This window comes from Anoxybacter fermentans (assembly GCF_003991135.1).
GTDB classification, from domain to species: domain Bacteria; phylum Bacillota; class Halanaerobiia; order DY22613; family DY22613; genus Anoxybacter; species Anoxybacter fermentans.
On record NZ_CP016379.1, the window covers coordinates 1,509,420 to 1,528,483 of the forward strand.

Below are 19,064 nucleotides of genomic sequence, written 5' to 3' on the forward strand. Positions count from 1 at the left end.
CTTTGTAGACATTTAGAGTATATTATAAGTAAAAATTTTTTCATATAGAGAGAAAACCCTATTTTTTTTAAAATAACACCTCATTTTTATTTATAATTGTATTATTCCCTTTCTAATTGCATATTTTACCAGGTCTATTCTATCATGCATATCCAATTTATCCATGATATTATATCGGTGAGATTCGACAGTTTTTACACTTACATTGAGTAGATTAGCTATATCTTGATTCTTATATCCCTCAGCAATTAACTTTAATACTTCCAACTCTCTACTTGTCAATCCATCCCAATCTTCCAGATTATCCTGTTCTAAATTATCCAGATAGTGATTGATGATAAAACGGGAAATTGAAGGATCCAGGTAGTATCCTCCCCTATTTATCGCTTCTAGAGCCAGAACCACTTCCCTAGCTGGAGCAGTTTTCAACAAATAACCCTGTACCCCTGCTTTTAAAAACTGTGATATATAAGATTCATTATTATGAACAGTTAATACAACTATCTTCATCTTTGGTAATAAATTTTTGATTCTTTCAATCACCTGAAATCCATTAAAAATCGGCATACTAATATCCAAAAGTAAAATATCAGGTGGATTTTTCTTTACTTTTGTAATTGTTTCCTGTCCATCTCCTGCTTCACCAATTACTTCAAAATAATCATATTCACTTAAAATTTTTTTTAAGCCATCGCGAATTAAGGCATGATCATCAGCAATAAAAATTTTTGTTTTTGTCATCTGTTATCATCACCTTTATCTGGTACTTGAATCACCAAGGTCGTTCCCTCTCCTATTTGAGAAATAATTTCTAAATCACCTTCAATTATTGCTACTCGTTCTCTCATATTCTTCAAGCCCAGACCTGTCTCTACACTTTCCGGATCAAACCCCCTACCATCATCTTTAAGTTTAAAAATAAATTTACCATCCTTTTTATTTATAGTCAAAATTACATTCTGAGCTTCAGCATGGCGAAGAATATTATTTATCCCCTCCTGAATTATACGAAACACCTGGCCAGTGACAAAACGGGATAAAAAAATCTGTTCACAGTCATGGATCAAATGAAATTGAATATTTCGCGACTCCAACTGATTTTTTGCCCAAATTTCTATCCCCTCTAAAAACCCAAACTTATCAATGAGTACCGGACAAACCCCGTAAATAATTTGCTGGAGGTCATTGATCACTCTCCGGAGTTGATCCCCTATTTGGTTTATTGCATTTAAAAACTTTTCTTTTTCATCAATCTCTTTCAAATTTTCTAAATCCCAGAGTATTGTAACTAATTGTTGACATATTCCATCATGCAAATCTTTGGCTAAATCTTCTGAATTATCTTTATAGGTAAAAATTGTGTCCTTTTTTTTATTTTTAGGCATCATTCCCCCCCTCTCCCCAATCTTTATATATTTTCCTATAATAATATATTAGGTATATTTTTGAAAATTCCTTTTGAAAATTTAATTATTTTGTGATATATTAATGAAAAATTCTTGTATGAAAAATTTAAAAAAAATAAAAAAAAGGCATCAGTTAAGTCTTTAACTACTGATACCTTTGTTTAAATAACCTAAATAATTTTTTTAGAAAATAACCTTTTTAAAAATTATATTCTGGATTTCGTAAAATCCGGATACGATTCAAAGGCCAATAAACCCAAAATGCTTTACCTGAAATACTTTTATAACTCACATAGCCAACTCTTATAATGTCACGACTATCAGAACTATGATTCCGGTTATCTCCTAAGACAAAAACATGCTTTTCAGGAACTGTATAATGTCCGATACCATATCTTGCTTTTTCATTGATATAATCTTCTTTAATTATCTGGCCATTTACAATTACCGAACCATCTTTAGTAATTTCAATATGATCACCCGGGAGACCTATTACACGTTTAATATACTTTTTCCCAGGTTCTCCTTTTGGAGAAAATACAATAATATCCCCCCGTTTTGGTTCGGTAAAACGATAAATAAATTTGTTGACAAAGAGCCTTTCTCCATCATGTAAGCTGGGGTACATTGAATGACCTTGAACCACAAAAGACTGAACAACGAAAGTTATAATAAAGAAAGCAAGAACACCTGCAATAATGATAGATTCAAAAAATTCTCGCACCTGTGATTTTTGAATTTGCATAGACAATCCTCCCAACATTAATCAAAAAATTACTTTTCCTCCTCTTCTTTCTCGTGTTTTGGATCTAAACGTGCAACTGCAGACTTTAAAAATTCCATCTCTACACCAGTTGCAACCCGAAGTTTAACCTCATTATCTCTAATCTTGGTAATAACACCTTTGATTCCACCAATTGTAATAACATAATCACCAATTTTGAGATTATTCAGCATTTCCTGATGCTTTTGTTGCTGCTTTTTTTGAGGTCTAATAAGCATGAAATAAAAGATCACAAAAACCACAATCAACGGTAGTAAATTTAGTAAGGTAGCCATATCTATTTTCCTCCCTTTTTATTTACTAATATAAAAGTTATTCAACACAACCAGAAGAATTCCTTTAAATTTTTCCTTTATATTGTCGATAAAATTCCTCGCGATATTCTAAAAATTTGTCTTCTCTAATAGCTTCTCTAATCCTTTCCATCAATTTTAATAAAAAGTATAGATTATGATAGGTTGTCAACCTTAAACCTAAAATTTCATTTCGCTTAATTAAATGCCTGATATAGGCTCTGGTATAGTTACGGCAAGTATAACAGTCACAATACGGATCTAAAGGTGTAAAATCTGCCTCATATTTAGCATTACGAACTGTCATTTGCCCAAATTTGGTAAAAACAGAACCATTACGGGCTATACGGGTAGGAAGAACACAGTCAAACATATCAACACCTCGTAAAACCCCCTCAATCAAATCCTCAGGAGTCCCTACTCCCATTAGATAGCGAGGTTTATCAACTGGTAATAAAGATGTTGTGTATTCCAAAATATCATACATGATATCCTTAGGTTCGCCTACACTTAATCCCCCAATAGCATAACCGGGTAAATCCACTTCTGTAGTCTCTTTAACACTCTCTTCTCTTAAATCTTTATACATTCCCCCCTGAATAATCCCAAACAGGGCCTGATCTTTACGGGTATGGGCTTCCTTACAACGCTTAAGCCAACGGGTCGTTCTTTTTAAAGATTCCTTGACATAATCATAATCAGCAGGATATGGAGGACATTCATCAAAGGCCATAATAATATCTGCCCCTAAAGCCATCTGAATCTCAATTGCCTTTTCAGGACTGATAAAATGATAAGAGCCATCAATGTGAGATCTGAAGGTTACTCCTTCTTCGGTAATCTCTCGCAAATCACTCAGACTAAAAACCTGAAAGCCTCCACTGTCTGTCAAAATTGGACGATCCCAATTCATAAAAGAATGGAGTCCACCTGCTTTTTTTATCAGCTCATGACCGGGCCGCAAATAGAGATGATAGGTATTACTTAAAATGATCTGTGCTCCCACTTCTTTTAGCTCTTCAGGAGTCATGGTTTTTACTGTTGCCTGAGTTCCTACCGGCATAAAAATTGGAGTCTCTATCTTACCGTGGGGCGTGTATAATTCACCCAATCTAGCTTTTGAATTACTATCAGTTTTTAAAAGACGAAATTCAAAACTCATGCTAATCCCCTTTCTTTAGATAATCAGCATAGCATCACCAAAGCTAAAAAAGCGGTATCTTTTTTTGATAGCATATTGGTAAGCCTGCATCACTTTTTCCCGGCCAATCAGAGCACTAACCATCATAATTAGAGTGGATTTGGGAAGGTGAAAGTTAGTAATAAGTCCATCAATAGCTTTGAATTTATAGCCTGGATAAATAAATATGTCAGTCCAGCCGCTACCGGGATGAATAATCCCATTTTCATCAGCAACTGTCTCCAATGTTCTGGTAGTAGTGGTTCCGACAGCGATTACTCGTCCTCCCTTAGCACGGATGGAATTGATCAAATCTGCTGTCTTAGAACTAACTTCATAAAATTCAGAGTGCATAACATGGTCCTCAACTTCATCTACTTTAACAGGACGGAATGTACCTAATCCCACATGTAATGTTACATAGGCAGTCTGAATTCCTTTATCCCGCAAATCCTCAATAAGCTGTTCTGTGAAATGTAAACCGGCAGTCGGAGCTGCTGCCGAACCGCGGCGGGCTGCATAAACAGTTTGATATCGATCGGGATTTTTTAATTCGGCAGTAATATAGGGAGGTAAAGGCATCTCACCCAATTGATCAATAATCTGGTCAAAATCCCCCTTATAGCTAAACTCCATCACCCGACCGCCAAAATCAGTATAATCAATAACCTTTCCTTTTAAAAGGCCATTTCCAAAGATAACTTCATCACCTATTCGCATCTTCTTACCCGGACGTACAAGAACCTCCCACTTATCATCAGATAGGGAGGTTAAAAGTAACACTTCAATAACTGCCCCGGTCTTTTTATTACCGTATAACCGGGCAGGAATTACTTTGGTATCATTAAAGACTAAGAGATCACCCGGATTTAAATAGTTAACAATATCTTTAAAAATCCCTTCTTTCCACCCATCCCTATTTTTAAAGACTACAAGGAGCCTTGAATGATCCCGGGGTTCAATGGGAGTCTGGGCAATCAATTCCTCCGGTAAATCAAAATCAAATTCTACTACTTTCACGACCATTCCTCCAGACATTTATTATTATTATTTGCTATTCTCTCTAAATAAAACTAAAAATATGTGCCACTTTAGCGTAGGAGTCTAAACAATAGGGTTAAAATGAGACTTATTATAATAGAAGTTGTAATTGGTATATAAATTTGAACACCTTCTTTTTTAATATATATATCTCCAGGTAACTTACCCAACCAGGGAATCCGTCCGCCAACTACAAAAAAAGCACCCAGAATAATGAAAATAATTCCTATAATGATAAATATTTTTCCGATTCCACCCAAAAAATTATCCATTAATCATCCACTCCTTTTTCAAGGTCTGAAAATAAATTCAATTCATCTTTTTCTTTTGGTGGTTTTATATCCAGATGTTTATAGGCAAGAGATGTAGCCACCCTCCCTCTAGGAGTCCGCTTTAAAAAGCCGATCTGGAGTAAAAATGGTTCATATACATCTTCTAAAGTTTCCGTTTCTTCGCTGATAGCTGCGGCTAAAGTTCCTAATCCCACAGGACCACCATTAAACTTTTCTATCAAAGTTAAAAGGAGCCGGCGGTCCGTTCTATCCAGTCCCAATGGATCTACTTCTAATAATTTGAGAGCCTCCTCAGCTACCTGTTTATTGATCACTCCATCAGCTTTAACCTGAGCATAATCCCGAACTCGCTTTAAAAGACGGTTGGCAATCCGGGGAGTACCCCGGGAACGTCTGGCTATTTCTAAAGCTCCTTCCTCATCAATCTCAACATTCAATACCCTGGCTGCCCTTATGATAATAGTCTGTAAATCTTCTTCTTTATAATACTCAAGACGGCTAATAATGCCAAACCGATCCCGTAAAGGAGATGTAAGCATTCCAGCCCTGGTGGTCGCTCCTACCAGTGTAAATGGTGGGATATCTAATCTAATACTTCTAGCACTGGGTCCTTTACCGATGATAATATCCAGAGCAAAATCTTCCATAGCCGGATAAAGAATCTCTTCCACCATACGGTTTAGCCTATGAATCTCATCAATAAAGAGGACATCTCCTTCTTCTAAGTTGGTAAGAATCGCTGCCAGATCACCGGGCCGTTCAATAGCTGGCCCGGAAGTAACTTTGATATTTACGCCCATCTCATTGGCGATAATATTGGCCAGGGTGGTTTTACCAAGGCCAGGAGGGCCATAAAGAAGAACATGATCTAAAGCCTCATTCCTATTTCTTGCTGCATCAATAAATATCTTTAAATTCCTGGTCACCATCTCCTGACCAATAAAGTTTTTGAGAGTTCGGGGGCGCAGGCTTAAATCCAAATCTATATCTTCATTTTTCTGTTCAGGTGATATAATCCGTTCCTTATCTTGCATGGTTAACTCCTACCTTGTCCTAAAATTTTTAATGCCTGACGAATCAGACCCTCAACACTATTTTTATCCTTAACCTGCTCCACTGCACCAAATGCTTCTGTACGGCTGTAGCCCAAAACCATAAGAGCATCAACCGCTTCTTCCACCATAGGTATGCTACCAGGTTCAATAACCTTCTCTTCTTCAACCTTAAGAATCTGAGTTTGAAGTTTATTCTTCAATTCAAGAATTAAGCGTTTAGCAGTCTTTTCTCCTATACCCGGAATCTTCTTTAAAGTTTTAATATCTTCATAAGCAACTGCTTTTTTAAATGCCGATACACTTAATGTTGAAAGAATACCCAAAGCTACTTTTGGACCAATTCCATTAACGGAAATCAAATGCTTAAAAAGTTCCAGTTCTCCTTCAGTTAAAAAACCATATAATATGATGGCATCTTCCCGTACCGAAGTATATATATATACACTAACCTCTTCTCCTTTAGGGGGAAGTTTACCAAAAACAGAAGAGGGAGTAAAAACCCTATAACCCACTCCATTGACATCCAAAATAAGATAATCTTCACGCCATAACAATAGTTTTCCCCTAAGATATGCGATCATATTAATATCCTCCCAGTCGTTTAATCATCTTCTGACTGTGACCATGACAGATGGCAACGGCCAGGGCATCAGCCGAATCCGCCTTTTCAGGTAAAGCAGACAACTTTAAGAGAGCTTTAACCATCTGACGAACTTGCATTTTATTAGCTCTGCCGTACCCAACAACTCCTTGTTTTACCTGAAGAGGAGTGTATTCATAAAGAGGAATTCCGGCATTAGCGCCAGCAAGAAGAATAACCCCTCTGGCTTGCCCAACCTGGATGGCGGTTTTAACATTTTTATTGAAAAAAAGCTCTTCAACTGCCATCACATCCGGTTGATATTGGTTGATCAGATCTATCAAATTATCATAGATTCTCTTCAAACGTTCAGGGGTCTTCAACTGTGCTTCAGTAATAATTACTCCATATGTAATCGGTTCAAAAAAGTTTCCTTTCTTTTTGACAATTCCATACCCCAGAGTTGCATATCCCGGATCAATACCCAGAATAATCATAGAATACCTCCCATATAAGAATATCACGAACGTTAGTTCCCGTCAAGGAATAGACATATTATTAAATATTCTCTTTTAACCAACTGATTCCTACTTGTAAGAAAAGAAAATAAGATTAATGATTATGCTTTTGAGCGACATGGAAATTTTTCAATAAACCATCTTAACGAGATTGAAGGAGAAATAAGGTCTCATCACAGGATGTGATGAGACCTTATTTCGACTGAAATCGAGCTTTAGATGGTTCAAAAAATTTCTTCTTAAGCGAAAAATTAGCTTTTTGCAGTAAAATCATATTATTGGAATTTACCCTTTCCGGAGCTCATCTACCAATCCCGCCTGATACACAAAAAATCGCCCAAATGGGCGATTTTTATTTAAATTCTATTCATCATAATAGACCGCTAATCCTTCAATGATCGAAATCAAATGATCCTCAGATTCACTTTTGATCCCTTTTTCAAGTTGTGCCTTTATCTGTAAAGGAAGATCTTTAACCGGGATATCTGTAACCCGATAAACTTTTTCTTTCATTCCGGGCTCACCATAAAAGATAGCTACAAATCCACCCTTTTCTCCTACATATCGTTTAGCCATATCTTTAGGACAGAAATCATCTATTTCACTGTGAAGAATAAGCCTTCCTCCCAAATCTTCTTTAACTTTCCAACCGGAATAAAGTCCCAACAACTCATCTTTAGATAATATCATTAAAGGTGAATTCTCATTTATTTTTTCAGTGACAGTATGTTCACAATAGGTATAATATCTTTCTAATACCAGTTGGTTTACAACTTCTTCATTTTTATCACCAACTTCAATCTCCTCAGGCCTAAGAATACGGTTCAAAAAGTTTAAATCCGTCAAAGAATTTTCCGATTCTTTTATAGAAATTTGTTTTTCTTCTCCCCTGATCTCTGGAATGAGATTCCCTAAGCTTAGAATGGAATAAGTAACTCCAGCAGAGATAATAACTACTATTAAAGCTAAAAATAAATAACGCCCCAAACCTTTTCCCTCCCTTAGTGATTGAAGTTACCTTTAAAAATAGACTCTCCCACTAAGGCGGATATTATACATAAAACAGGGAATTTTAAAAGGATGGGGCAAAAATAATTTTATTCAGTTAATTCCCGCATAATCTCTTCAGGAATATCAAAGTTCGAATATACTTCCTGCACATCATCATGATCTTCTAAAATATCCATCAGCTTCAGTACCTTTCTAGCCACATCCGGATCATTAATCTCTACAGTATTCTTTGGAATCATAGCTACCTCAGCGTCTGAAATGATATAACCAGCATTAACTAGATTTTCACGTACATCCATTAGATCACCAGGAGCAGTATAAATGGTGGCAAGTTTATCTTCAACCTCAACATCCTCAGCTCCTGCCTCCAAAGCAGCCATCATAAGCTCATCCTCATCAAAAGCTTTTTCAGAACCATCAATTACAATCTGTCCCTTTCTTTCAAACATCCAGGCTACACAGCCACTCTCTCCTAAGTTACCACCATTTTTTGAGAGTAAATGGCGAATTTCGGCTGCAGTCCGGTTCCGGTTATCAGACATTAATTCAATATAAAGGGCAATTCCACCTGGGCCATAACCTTCATAGGTAAAATGCTCATAAGTTACTCCTTCAAGTTCACCGGTACCTTTCTTGATAGCCCGCTCAATATTCTCATTAGGCATATTTGCTTCTTTTGCCTTTTGAATCAGCATACGAAGCTCAGGATTAGCATTCGGGTCACCACCACCATTTTTAGCTGCCACGGTGATCTTTTTACTCAATTTTGAAAAAAGTTTACCTCGTTTAGCATCTTCTTTTGCTTTTTTATGCTTGATATTGGCCCATTTCGAATGACCTGCCATGAAAATTTCCTCCTCTCAGAGTTAACTTCGCATTTTTGTCAAATTACAGAATTATTGTACCATACTTTTTAAACAAATTCAATAAGAGCAATTTTCAGCATTAGTGTCCACAGGAACTACAGCTAGTGGATGAACAGCTACTACATCCAGATCCGGTTGACCCACCGGTAGATGAACCTTTATATCCAAAAAGAGAAAGCCGTTTTCTTACATCATTAGCTCCACATTTAGGACATTGAATTTCTTTTAAGTTATAATCTACCCTACATAATTTTTCAAATTCATGACCACATGATTTACATGTAAACTCATATATGGGCATAATTTTCCCCCCTTTAAAAAGCTTTTCACATTTTTTTTATCATTTTTTAGTCCTATTGTCAAGATAATTACCATTCCCGCTTCTACAACATATATTAAAATAGATAAGTAATAATTAAACTGCAAAAAGCTAATTTTGAATGCTATTGAAATTTTTCGCTAAACCATTTTAGCGAGATTGAAGTCGAAATAAGGCTCCATCACAGGAGATGATGAGCTAATCAAAGGCCGGGAGGGCCCTTTGATTAGGGAACCTTATTTCGACTGAAATCGAGCTTTAAATGGTTCGAAAAATTTCTCCTTAAGCGAAAAATTAACTTTTTGCAGTATAACCAGTAATTAATTAATTAAGGTTAAAGGAGGGAGTCAGATGGCAATTTTAGTCCGCAAGGTCACCGCAGAAATTGCAAACCTTGACTTTGAATTTATTCCCAAAGCCGACCCCAACCAAATTATAGTTAAAGGAGATATAGTTACACACACTTCTTACGTAACCAACACAGGTCTTGTCCGACAACAAAATGATATAGCTCCATTTACAGTCACCTTAGAGATTCCCGGCCTTACTCCTGAGATGAATCTAAAAGTTAATGGAAATATTAAACATATCAGTCACCGCTTGATTAATAATGGAAGTCAGGTTGAACATCAAATTATCATTTCGATAACGGTAGTACCAGAATTAAGAGATATTCAAATAACAAAACATTTTCTAATCCGCCATGAAGAAACACTGAACGATCCTGAAGAACCTGAACAAAAACCAGAGTTTAAAACTCTTATTAACGAAGATACTGAACAAAAAGAAGAGAATAATAAGCCAGAAATTATCCCAATTCCTAATTTAGAATTATTGATTGAAGAAAAAGTGCAAAAATTTTTGGAAGAAATCGAAGAATCCTTAGCAAAGGAATTTGAAATTAAATTAGAAAAAAAAATACAGGACCAAATAGCTCGTTTAAAGGCAGAAGAACACAAAACCGAACTTGAGAAAAAGCTTCAATTATCCAGAAAATATGAAAACATCCTAAAGAAAAGTATTCAGCAGCAGAGAAAAGGTTTTAAAATTAAAGGATAATAAAAGTTAGATAAAATAAAAATGCAAGAAACCTGGGTTTCTTGCATTTTTGGTACAATTAAACTATAGTTCTACTAATTTGCCGTAATTGGGTCACAAAATCAACAATCCGTGCACGATCCTCTTCCCACTTATTCAAAAAGTTCCGAAGCTCTTCCTTTTCCTCTTCAGTCAAATCAACAACTGGAATATCTTCCCCCTCAAGATCAACTTTTTTCAACAAAGAAATTGCTTTTTTCATTGGATACTGAACTTGATGATAGATCTGATCAGTCATTTTCTCCACCTACCATTACTTCAGATTTCTCCGTTGCTAATTCAAGATACTGCCGAATTTTTGGAATTCCAACCTGATCTAAATAGCTTAAATAACCTTCTAGAGTTAAAATCCGATTCTCAAGTACCCGTGGACTTAAATCTAGATTCTTAAGATCCACTTTTTCCAATCTTTTGACTATGGAATTTAACCTCTGAACAGCGTTCATAATATTTCTATCTGCCATTTCTAAAACCCCTTACTCTTTAGATTTATTAATATTATGACAAAAAATCGCAAAAAAAATTCATGTCATAATAAATTTGGGAAAGGTTAATTCTTACAGTATAATCGAATATACACCCCCTTTTTTACCTCTATTGCTAAATTTACCTATTTGTTTTGTCTATAATTATAATAAATTCAACAAATTTTGTCAAGTTTTTTAAAAAAATTTCTATTAAAAAATTGAAAAATAATACTGAATATCCAGCCACTATTTTTATATAAATCCTTTCAAATCAAGATTAGATCTTAATTCATTCGCATTGCATATGTTTACATTTTCTAAGTCAAATTTTGTAATATTAAGTCGATTATTATAACTTAAAAAATTCACCTATTAATTTTTACGGTTTCCAGAGCTTGAGCAAATTGATCCGGACAGGATGTACCATTACGGCATTGAATTCCTTTTAATTTTTTGATAAGATCATCAATTTTTTGCCCTTTGACTAATTGAGATAAACCAAGTAAATTTCCAAAACATCCACCAACAAATTCAACATTACTAACAACATCTCCATCCAATTCAATTATAATGTGACGTGCACAGGTACCATTTGTATCGTAAGATATTCTTTCCACCATATATTCCCTCCTTGTAGGTTTACAATATTGATTGTACATGTTTTAGAAAAAGTATGTCAAGATTTAAATTAAATTTTTCTCACAGATTATTGTCGAAATCTATCATATTATATTGAGATACAAATATTTTTCATAAAAAATAACCATTGATTAAAAAACTACAAAAAGCTAATTTTGAGCGATATAAAAATTTTTCATTTAACCATCTTAGTGAAATTTTAGTCGAAATAAGGTTTCATATGAGGATGAGATGAGCTAATAAAAGGTCAGGATGACCTATATGGTTCGAAAAATTTCTTTATAAAGCGAAAAATTAGCTTTTTGCAGTAAAATCACAGATTAGTTTTTAAAAAAACGGTGATAATAAAAATTGACACTACAATATTCAGGAGGGATTGTATGATTACTTTAACCAGATTACAACAAGACTTGCGTTCAGAGGTATATGAGATAGGTAATGAGGATAATATTTTTGGCCGTTTATTTGTCTTCTTCAGTCATGATTATCTCTACCTGGACGGATATTTGTATCTAAATATAGAAGAAGATCTAACAGAAGAAAAAACCGACGAATTGGCTGATGAAATAATCTATCATTATTTAAATTATCTTTGCCCGATAGATTACGGCCAGGATTATACCAGTTTTGAAGTATATATAATTAGAAAAGGCGAGAGCTATCTGATTGAACTGGAAGATGATTATGAAGATGATTATAATGAAGAGTCGGGGATAGAAAAATGTGAAGAGTGTGAATAAGCAAAAAAATAGGGTCTATATTATATGATTAAACTGCAAAAAGCTAATTTTGAGCAGTATTGAAATTTTTCGTTAAACCATATTTCGAATGAAATCGAACTTTAGATGGTTAGAAAAATTTCTTTTGAAGCGAAAAATTAGCTTTTTGCAGTAAAATTATATATAGACCCTTAACTTTCTCATTAAATTTTTTCAATAAATTCTAAAATTACCCTGTTGAACTCTTTTGCTTTTTCCAAAAAAAGAGCATGCCCCGCTTCCTCTATTACTACCAATTGGGAACCTGAAATCTGATCATGAATGATTTTACTGTAGCATACAGGTTTTAATAGATCATTGGCTCCAGCTATAATTAAAGTGGGGGATTGAATTTCTTTTAATCGGTCAGTTATGTTCAAAGTTAAAAAGTTCTTACAAAGTGCCGTAAATGCATCGATCCATTCCTTTGTTACTATCCTGCCAAAAATTTCTCCCCGTCTATCAAGCCAATCTTTTTTGACGGTATAAAAAGCATTGGAATAAATCAAAGGTGCCATAACTTTAAAGAGCAACTCCCCCTGATAAGTTCTGGCTGCAGCAATCCATGATTCTACCATTGCCTTTAAGAGAGGTTGACTTTCACTGACCGCAGTACCCAATATCAATGATTTAACCCGTTCGGGATACATAATAGCAAAATGCATCCCCACTTCTGCACCATAAGAGACACCTACAAGATGGACTCTTTCAATTTCTAGTTGGTCAAGTAGTTCTTTTAAATCACTGGCATGCTGTTCAAAGGTAAAATTCTCTGGTTTCAAAGTAGATTTACCCTGACCACGAAAATCATGTAATAATACCTGATACTTTTTAACAAATACAGGGGTTTGTAAATTCCAATGGTCAGTTGACATAGCTACCCCATTTAAAAAGGCTATAACTTCACCTCCACTACCTTTCAACTCATAAAATAACTCCACTCCATTAACATCAACTTTTGGCATTCTTTCTTCCCCCAAATCTTGAATTTGGATTTATTTTATTATATCACTTTTTAATTACAAATCAGTTACATTAAAAAACCCCGACTGAGAGGCTAAGTCGGGGAATATGAGGGGGTGTATTGGGGTGCTTTTAAACCATATTTCTATAGATAGCATAATATAAATTTATCACAAAAATATCACAAAAAAATAAAACTCACAATTTTTTGTGAGTTAATTTTAAAAAGGTAAGTAGGCCTATAAGCCGGGTTCTGTCTTGGATGATCATCTATCTAGGATGCCTGTTACCAGACACCTCTAGCGACCATACCCGGAGACACGGGCGGGCCACCCTTAACGTCTCCCTATTTGGTCTTGCTCCAGGTGGGGTTTACCTAGCCATTCAGTCGCCTGAATGCTGGTGCGCTCTTACCGCACCTTTTCACCCTTACCTTATAAAGAACTCAGTCTCTATAAGGCGGTATATTTCTGTGGCACTTTCCTTGGAGTCACCTCCACTGGGCGTTACCCAGCACCCTGCCCTATGGAGCCCGGACTTTCCTCGAATAGCACCTTTCGGCATTGCTATTCGCGATCATCCGGCCTACTTACCTATTTAATTTTAAAATCATGTTCTTCAGGACAAGACATAGTATAACATGTTTACAACTCCCTGTCAACAAACTATTTTCTGTTTTTTTTTAGCTACGCACTGCACCTAATAAGTCTTTATAGGTGTCTAGATCCATACCGATTTTAGTCGGACTGATATTAATATCAGTACCGTATTCTTCTGCACAATGAACACAACAATGTGTCTCGGGTAAAACCTCTAATCTTTCCCAATTGATTGCTCTTCCACAATGTATGCAGGTTCGAAAAACAAAAACCATTATTTTCACCCTCCTTTTAACAATCCAAATACAGAAAAAGCAGGTCTGTAAATAGACCTACTTATATAAAACAAATGGATCAGTCTGATCAGTAAATTGAACCAGCTCTATAGAGAGAGATTCTTTATCTATTTCTTCTTTTAAAACATTATATAAATATGCTACACAAACTACTTCTGTCCAATAATGACCTGCATCTATTAAAGCCAGACCCAAACTTTCTGCTAATCGGGCATCATGATGTTTTATATCTCCTGTTAGATACAGATCTGCTCCTTGAAATGCAGCCTTATGAATCAAACTTGCTCCACTTCCGCCGCAGAGTGCAACTTTATGGATTATACGATCTAGATCTCCCAGGTAGCGGAGATAGGGAAGATTAAGATTTTGTTTTATTTTTTCAATGATCTCCCGATAAGGAATTGGTTCTGGTAAATAACCGATACGGCCAGGTCCAAATTTTTCACCCTTATTTTTTAGGGGATAAATATCATAGGCTACTTCTTCATAAGGATGGCATTTGAGCATAGCCTTTATAGCTCGATTTAAACGTGACTCAGGTACTATGGTTTCCAGACGTACTTCTTTTACCTTTTCTAATTCTCCCTTACGACCAATGAAAGGGTTTGTTCCCTCCAGAGGTTTAAAAGTACCTGTACCTGAAGCCTGGAACGTACAATGACTGTATTTACCAATCCATCCTGCTCCCGCTTCACATAAAGCATTTCTAATTTCTTCTTCATGACCAGCAGGTATATATACAACAATTTTATATAAATTATCAGTCGAAGAAACAGATAAAGGTTTAACCTCAACTAATTCTAATTTTTCTGCTAAAAGATCATTGATTCCACCACTGGCAATATCCAGATTTGTATGAGCAGCAAAAATGTTGACTCCATTCTGAATAGCCTTTATAATCAGCCGGCCAATGGGCTGGTCGGCTCGAATAGATTTAATCTCAGAAAAGATCATCGGATGGTGAGCAATAATAAGTTTTACATCTTGCTCAATAGCATTATCTAAAACTTCTTCTGTAACATCTAATGTAACCATTACTTTATCAACTTCAGCAGAATAATCCCCTACTAAAAGACCTACATTATCCCAGCTTTCAGCAAGATGTGGAGGAGCAATTCGATTGATAATATCAACTATTCGCTGTACCTTCTCTGCCATTGGTTCAATACCTCCTTAAATTTTCTAATCTTGGTTTTAAGTTCGTCTATCCTGGTTTGTGCTCGTTTACCTTGCCCCAATTTTATTTTTCCTAAAACTTCTTGATGATAAGAAATTAGTGCTTCAATATGTTCTGTCAAGTATGGGGTTCCTTTTTTAAAAAGAACTGGCCCTATTTCATAAAAAATTTCATCCATTTTTTCGGATTGGCCCGATTGAACTAAAATAATTTGAAAAAGTTTACCATCCTCCTTAACCAACATTTCATCAGTAATTTGAAATTTGTTTTCTACAAGCCAACGTCTTAATTCTTCTGGCTTCTGCATAGGTTGCAAAATTAGACCTTTAAGAGATCGGGCCACCCCCTCTGCTTCCTCTATAATTTCAATAATGGTCTTAAAACCCATTCCCGCAATCACTGCCCAGTCCACCTCACCAGGCCTAAGAATGGTTAATCCAGAACCCTGACGTAGATCAATCAATTTCTCCATTCCAGATTCCCTAATCCGCTGTAGTGCTGTCTGAAATGGACCTGAATTCTTCTCTCCAGCTATGATGGGATAGCACCTGGTGTGTCGAGCAAGATAAATAGGAATTTGAGCATGATCTGTACCGATATCCGCTACTCCCACTCCATCAGGAATCAATTCTATAATCTGTCTTAAACGCTTAGAAAGCATTGTCTACCTCCTTTTCCCTAACTATTATATTCAATAAGTCAAAGCAGGTTCCTGCAATATATCATGCCCGAATGCTCATTGTTTTTTTTATTAAAAAATGATAAAATATTTATATGATTTTATTATAAAAAATTAATTTTTGGTTAAACTGCAAAAAGCTAATTTTTCACTTCTTGAGAAATTTTTCGAATCATCTAAAGCTCGATTTCCGCCGAAATAAGGCTTCCTAATCAAAGGACCATCCTGGCCCTTGATTAGTTCATCACATCCTGTGATGAGGCCTTATTTCGTCGGAAATTTCGCTAAGATGATTTGGCGAAAAATTTCTATGTCGCTCAAAATTAGCTTTTTGCAGTATAATCATTTTTAATTTTTCGAACCATCTCGAAATAAGGCACACTAATCAATGGGTCTTTCTTATAATTCGCTTTTTGTAGTTTAATCATCTTATATTAAAAAAGGACATCAGATAATGGAGATGAAAAATATGCAAATAAGTAGCCAACCAGTAATTATTGGAGGAACAGTGATGGATTTGAGGGGCCAACCAGCCAATAACTTGCAGCTTTATACCTCAAATCCAGGATTCTTACAGCAAACTCCTGGTGGTGTAGGACGTAATATTTGCGAAAATTTATTACGATTGGGTTTAAAGCCACTTCTGATTACAATTGTGGGTGATGACCCAATTGGAAATTCATTATTGCAACACTCGAAAAAAATCGGACTGTCCACAGAAGGAATTATTCAATTAACTGATCAAAGGACAGCAATTTATCTGGCTATTTTAAATGAAACTGGTGAACTACATACTGCTATTGCTGATATGAAAATCTTTGATGAATTGTCACCGAGATTAGTATTAACCCATACTGAAAAAATTTTAAAATCTCCAATGATAATCATGGATACCAATTTACCTAAAAATACCCTGGCAGCCGTCTCTGAACTTTGTAATGAAAAAAATATTCCCCTTTGGATTGAACCTGTTTCAGTTGAGAAGAGTCGAAAATTAAAGGGACTTTTTAAAAATATTACTTATATCTCTCCTAACCTTGATGAATTGGCTTCATTAGCTGAAATTTCTATCCAAACTGAAAGAGACATTAAAAAAGCTATAAAAATTCTTCTTGATAAAGGTATTCAACATATATTAGTAACAATGGGTAAACGCGGTGTTATCCTTGCCAATTCTAAAAAATTTATCCCCTTTCCAGCTTTACCAACTCGTGTTGTGGATGTGACAGGTGCAGGAGATGCTTTTGTGGCAGGGGTAATCTACGGACTCCTTAAAGGTTTACCATTAGAAAAAGCGGTACCCTATGGTCTAATAACTGCCAAAATGACTATTGAAACGAACAAAACTGTTTCTCCACAATTAAACAAAAATGTTATAGAACAAATTTTCTCGGAGGTGTATAGATAGATGGAAAAATATATGATCATTCATCCTGAAGTTAAAAAAGCCTTAGATGCTGGAAAAGCTGTGGTTGCACTGGAATCAACCATCATCTCTCACGGAATGCCTTATCCAGAAAATGTGAAAACAGCCCGTACTTTAGAAGAATTGGTCAGATCAGAAGGGGCCGTTCCTGCAACTATTGGAATTCTGAATGGGAAAATAAAGATTGGATTGAATGAAGAAGAACTGGAAATTTTAGGCACTAAGAATGAGGTAATAAAAGTCAGTAGACGGGATTTGCCTGTGGTCATTGCCCAAAAAAAACACGGCGCTACAACTGTAGCAGCTACCATGTTTTTAGCCAATCTTGCAGGAATTCGAATTTTTGCCACCGGTGGAATAGGTGGTGTACACCGGGGTGCTGAAACCAGTTTTGACATATCTGCCGATTTAACAGAGTTGGGAATGACTAACGTAGCCGTAATCTGTGCCGGAGCGAAAGCAATCCTGGATCTGCCTTTAACCCTCGAAAGGTTAGAAACCCTGGGTGTTCCCGTTTTAGGATACGGTACTGATGAATTTCCTGCCTTTTACAGTCGGAAAAGTGGCTTAAAAGTAGATCAGCGGATTGATACACCAGAACAATTGGCCAGAATTCTAAAAACCAAGTGGGATCTTGGCTTAAATGGTGGTGTATTAATTACCAATCCAATACCAGAAGAAGCCGAGATTCCAGCCGAGGAAATTAATGATACCATAGAAACTGCCCTTAAAGAAGCAGAAACACTTGGAATTAAAGGTAAAAAGATTACTCCATTTTTACTGAATCGGATTAAAGAGCTGACCAATGGTAGAAGTTTAACTGCCAATATAGAACTGGTCAAAAACAATGCAAAATTAGCAGCACAAATTGCTGTAGAATATGCAAAGTTAACTTAAAGTTAAAACTATCCCCTCTGTATTTTTGTTATCTACAGAGGGGTAATTTTTTAAATCATAGTTAAAAATTAAGCCCATCCTACCAGAAAGATCATAAGCGATTGTTAACTAAATGAATAGAGTCAATCTCTCATATCCATCCCTCTTTTTCTTCGCCCCCACCATTCTCGTATCATCACTAAAATCATAACCATTATTATCAGATAGTTGGCTGTTGCAAAATATGTACCATAGTACTCAGGGTTCCAATAAGAAACCACTCCCCGAATAATCCGGTTCCAAACAGGATAAAAATATGGGATGGCATCATCTACATGAGTTAGCATATCAATAAAAATATGAGTCAACCACCCCCAGTTAAAAGCAATTAACCATTTTTTACCCAGATACCAGGCAAAGAGCATTACTATGCCCCAGATAATGTAAGAATGAGTTATAAGGCGAGTATAATGTACCGGGGGTAAAACAAAGAGACGGGTTAAGGTATTATGAATTTGTTTTATTTCAATCTCTGAAAAAGCTCCATCCCATCCCTTGAATGGGACTAGCAAAAATTTACGAAGAAAATCTATTCTCCAGATCTGGGTTTTTGCTGTATAAAAAATAAGAGGAATAGAATAGAGTAAATCTGGAAAAATTGCTCCCAAAACAGCAGGTTTTGCTAATCTTCTCCTACGTACAAAAAAATATACCCAGATCCCATGACTAAAAGTATTCAT

At 35.7% G+C, this 19,064-nt stretch carries 25 protein-coding genes and 1 other RNA gene; 4 read left to right on the top strand and 22 right to left on the bottom strand.

Annotation, left to right across the window (positions count from 1 at the left end; genetic code table 11):
• Positions 1-90: 90 nt before the first annotated feature.
• The 13 genes from BBF96_RS06780 to BBF96_RS06840 all read right to left on the bottom strand — a co-directional run bounded on the left by BBF96_RS06780 (position 91) and on the right by BBF96_RS06840 (position 9,328).
• Positions 91-741 (bottom strand): response regulator, encoded by a 651-nt coding sequence (locus BBF96_RS06780; RefSeq protein ID WP_127016436.1) that lies wholly within the window; start codon positions 739-741, stop codon positions 91-93.
• Positions 738-1,385, bottom strand: coding sequence for a sensor histidine kinase (locus BBF96_RS06785; protein ID WP_164730938.1), 648 nt, complete (start codon positions 1,383-1,385; stop codon positions 738-740). Before BBF96_RS06785 ends, BBF96_RS06780 begins: the two co-directional genes overlap by 4 nt.
• 220 nt (positions 1,386-1,605) lie before the next feature.
• Positions 1,606-2,151, bottom strand: coding sequence for a signal peptidase I (gene lepB / locus BBF96_RS06790; RefSeq protein WP_127016438.1), 546 nt, complete (start codon positions 2,149-2,151; stop codon positions 1,606-1,608).
• Positions 2,152-2,180: 29 nt separating this feature from the next.
• Positions 2,181-2,465 carry a preprotein translocase subunit YajC gene (gene yajC, locus BBF96_RS06795; protein WP_127016439.1) on the bottom strand — a complete coding sequence of 95 codons (285 nt, stop codon included), beginning with the start codon at positions 2,463-2,465 and terminating at the stop codon, positions 2,181-2,183.
• Between the two features lie 64 nt (positions 2,466-2,529).
• Positions 2,530-3,645 (bottom strand): tRNA guanosine(34) transglycosylase Tgt, encoded by a 1,116-nt coding sequence (gene tgt / locus BBF96_RS06800; RefSeq protein WP_127016440.1) that lies wholly within the window; start codon positions 3,643-3,645, stop codon positions 2,530-2,532.
• 15 nt (positions 3,646-3,660) lie between these two features.
• On the bottom strand, positions 3,661-4,683 hold the full coding sequence (queA, locus tag BBF96_RS06805) for a tRNA preQ1(34) S-adenosylmethionine ribosyltransferase-isomerase QueA (protein WP_127016441.1): 1,023 nt from the start codon (positions 4,681-4,683) through the stop codon (positions 3,661-3,663).
• 71 nt (positions 4,684-4,754) lie between these two features.
• Complete coding sequence (locus BBF96_RS06810; RefSeq protein ID WP_205665733.1) at positions 4,755-4,976, bottom strand: DUF2905 family protein; 222 nt, start codon at positions 4,974-4,976, stop codon at positions 4,755-4,757.
• Positions 4,976-6,031 (bottom strand): Holliday junction branch migration DNA helicase RuvB, encoded by a 1,056-nt coding sequence (ruvB, locus tag BBF96_RS06815; RefSeq protein ID WP_127016442.1) that lies wholly within the window; start codon positions 6,029-6,031, stop codon positions 4,976-4,978. The genes BBF96_RS06810 and ruvB overlap by 1 nt, the downstream gene beginning before the upstream one ends.
• 2 nt (positions 6,032-6,033) lie before the next feature.
• Positions 6,034-6,633: a Holliday junction branch migration protein RuvA gene (gene ruvA, locus BBF96_RS06820; RefSeq protein ID WP_127016443.1), complete on the bottom strand. Its 600-nt coding sequence runs from the start codon at positions 6,631-6,633 to the stop codon at positions 6,034-6,036.
• Position 6,634: 1 nt separating this feature from the next.
• Positions 6,635-7,129: a crossover junction endodeoxyribonuclease RuvC gene (gene ruvC / locus BBF96_RS06825; RefSeq protein ID WP_127016444.1), complete on the bottom strand. Its 495-nt coding sequence runs from the start codon at positions 7,127-7,129 to the stop codon at positions 6,635-6,637.
• Positions 7,130-7,513: 384 nt separating this feature from the next.
• A complete protein-coding gene (locus BBF96_RS06830; protein ID WP_127016445.1) occupies positions 7,514-8,137 on the bottom strand; it encodes a BofC C-terminal domain-containing protein in 624 nt (207 codons plus the stop codon).
• A gap of 110 nt (positions 8,138-8,247) precedes the next feature.
• Entirely contained in the window at positions 8,248-9,006 is a 759-nt protein-coding gene (locus BBF96_RS06835) for a YebC/PmpR family DNA-binding transcriptional regulator (protein ID WP_127016446.1), read from the bottom strand.
• A 100-nt stretch (positions 9,007-9,106) separates the two neighbouring features.
• Complete coding sequence (locus tag BBF96_RS06840; RefSeq protein WP_127016447.1) at positions 9,107-9,328, bottom strand: FmdB family zinc ribbon protein; 222 nt, start codon at positions 9,326-9,328, stop codon at positions 9,107-9,109.
• 369 nt (positions 9,329-9,697) lie between these two features.
• On the opposite strand from BBF96_RS06840, the gene BBF96_RS06845 reads away from it, so the two are divergent.
• On the top strand, positions 9,698-10,405 hold the full coding sequence (locus BBF96_RS06845; RefSeq protein WP_127016448.1) for a DUF3794 domain-containing protein: 708 nt from the start codon (positions 9,698-9,700) through the stop codon (positions 10,403-10,405).
• Between the two features lie 58 nt (positions 10,406-10,463).
• On the opposite strand, the gene BBF96_RS06850 is transcribed toward BBF96_RS06845, so the two are convergent.
• From BBF96_RS06850 to BBF96_RS06860, 3 genes are all read right to left on the bottom strand, one after another.
• Positions 10,464-10,682, bottom strand: coding sequence for a hypothetical protein (locus BBF96_RS06850; protein WP_127016449.1), 219 nt, complete (start codon positions 10,680-10,682; stop codon positions 10,464-10,466).
• Positions 10,675-10,908, bottom strand: a complete 234-nt coding sequence (locus BBF96_RS06855; RefSeq protein WP_127016450.1) for a hypothetical protein — start codon at positions 10,906-10,908, stop codon at positions 10,675-10,677. Before BBF96_RS06855 ends, BBF96_RS06850 begins: the two co-directional genes overlap by 8 nt.
• 368 nt (positions 10,909-11,276) lie before the next feature.
• Positions 11,277-11,570, bottom strand: a complete 294-nt coding sequence (locus BBF96_RS06860; protein ID WP_472762449.1) for a TIGR03905 family TSCPD domain-containing protein — start codon at positions 11,568-11,570, stop codon at positions 11,277-11,279.
• A gap of 360 nt (positions 11,571-11,930) precedes the next feature.
• Between BBF96_RS06860 and BBF96_RS06865 the strand changes: the two genes are divergently transcribed.
• Complete coding sequence (locus BBF96_RS06865) at positions 11,931-12,290, top strand: hypothetical protein (protein ID WP_127016452.1); 360 nt, start codon at positions 11,931-11,933, stop codon at positions 12,288-12,290.
• Between the two features lie 182 nt (positions 12,291-12,472).
• On the opposite strand, the gene BBF96_RS06870 is transcribed toward BBF96_RS06865, so the two are convergent.
• The 5 genes from BBF96_RS06870 to BBF96_RS06890 form a co-directional block, all read right to left on the bottom strand.
• Positions 12,473-13,273 (bottom strand): alpha/beta fold hydrolase, encoded by an 801-nt coding sequence (locus tag BBF96_RS06870; RefSeq protein ID WP_127016453.1) that lies wholly within the window; start codon positions 13,271-13,273, stop codon positions 12,473-12,475.
• A 224-nt stretch (positions 13,274-13,497) separates the two neighbouring features.
• An RNA gene (rnpB, locus tag BBF96_RS06875) (RNase P RNA component class A) lies at positions 13,498-13,863 on the bottom strand.
• 90 nt (positions 13,864-13,953) lie between these two features.
• Positions 13,954-14,145, bottom strand: a complete 192-nt coding sequence (locus tag BBF96_RS06880; RefSeq protein ID WP_127016454.1) for a TraR/DksA C4-type zinc finger protein — start codon at positions 14,143-14,145, stop codon at positions 13,954-13,956.
• Between the two features lie 57 nt (positions 14,146-14,202).
• A complete protein-coding gene (locus tag BBF96_RS06885) occupies positions 14,203-15,324 on the bottom strand; it encodes a Nif3-like dinuclear metal center hexameric protein (protein ID WP_127016455.1) in 1,122 nt (373 codons plus the stop codon).
• Positions 15,300-16,004: a tRNA (adenine(22)-N(1))-methyltransferase gene (locus BBF96_RS06890; RefSeq protein ID WP_127016456.1), complete on the bottom strand. Its 705-nt coding sequence runs from the start codon at positions 16,002-16,004 to the stop codon at positions 15,300-15,302. The genes BBF96_RS06885 and BBF96_RS06890 overlap by 25 nt, the downstream gene beginning before the upstream one ends.
• A gap of 487 nt (positions 16,005-16,491) precedes the next feature.
• Between BBF96_RS06890 and BBF96_RS06895 the strand changes: the two genes are divergently transcribed.
• Together BBF96_RS06895 and BBF96_RS06900 are read left to right on the top strand one after the other, a co-directional pair.
• Positions 16,492-17,430 (top strand): carbohydrate kinase family protein, encoded by a 939-nt coding sequence (locus BBF96_RS06895; protein ID WP_164730939.1) that lies wholly within the window; start codon positions 16,492-16,494, stop codon positions 17,428-17,430.
• Positions 17,431-18,345 (top strand): pseudouridine-5'-phosphate glycosidase, encoded by a 915-nt coding sequence (locus tag BBF96_RS06900; RefSeq protein ID WP_127016458.1) that lies wholly within the window; start codon positions 17,431-17,433, stop codon positions 18,343-18,345.
• A 122-nt stretch (positions 18,346-18,467) separates the two neighbouring features.
• On the opposite strand, the gene BBF96_RS06905 is transcribed toward BBF96_RS06900, so the two are convergent.
• On the bottom strand, positions 18,468-19,064 hold the full coding sequence (locus BBF96_RS06905; RefSeq protein WP_127016459.1) for a zinc dependent phospholipase C family protein: 597 nt from the start codon (positions 19,062-19,064) through the stop codon (positions 18,468-18,470).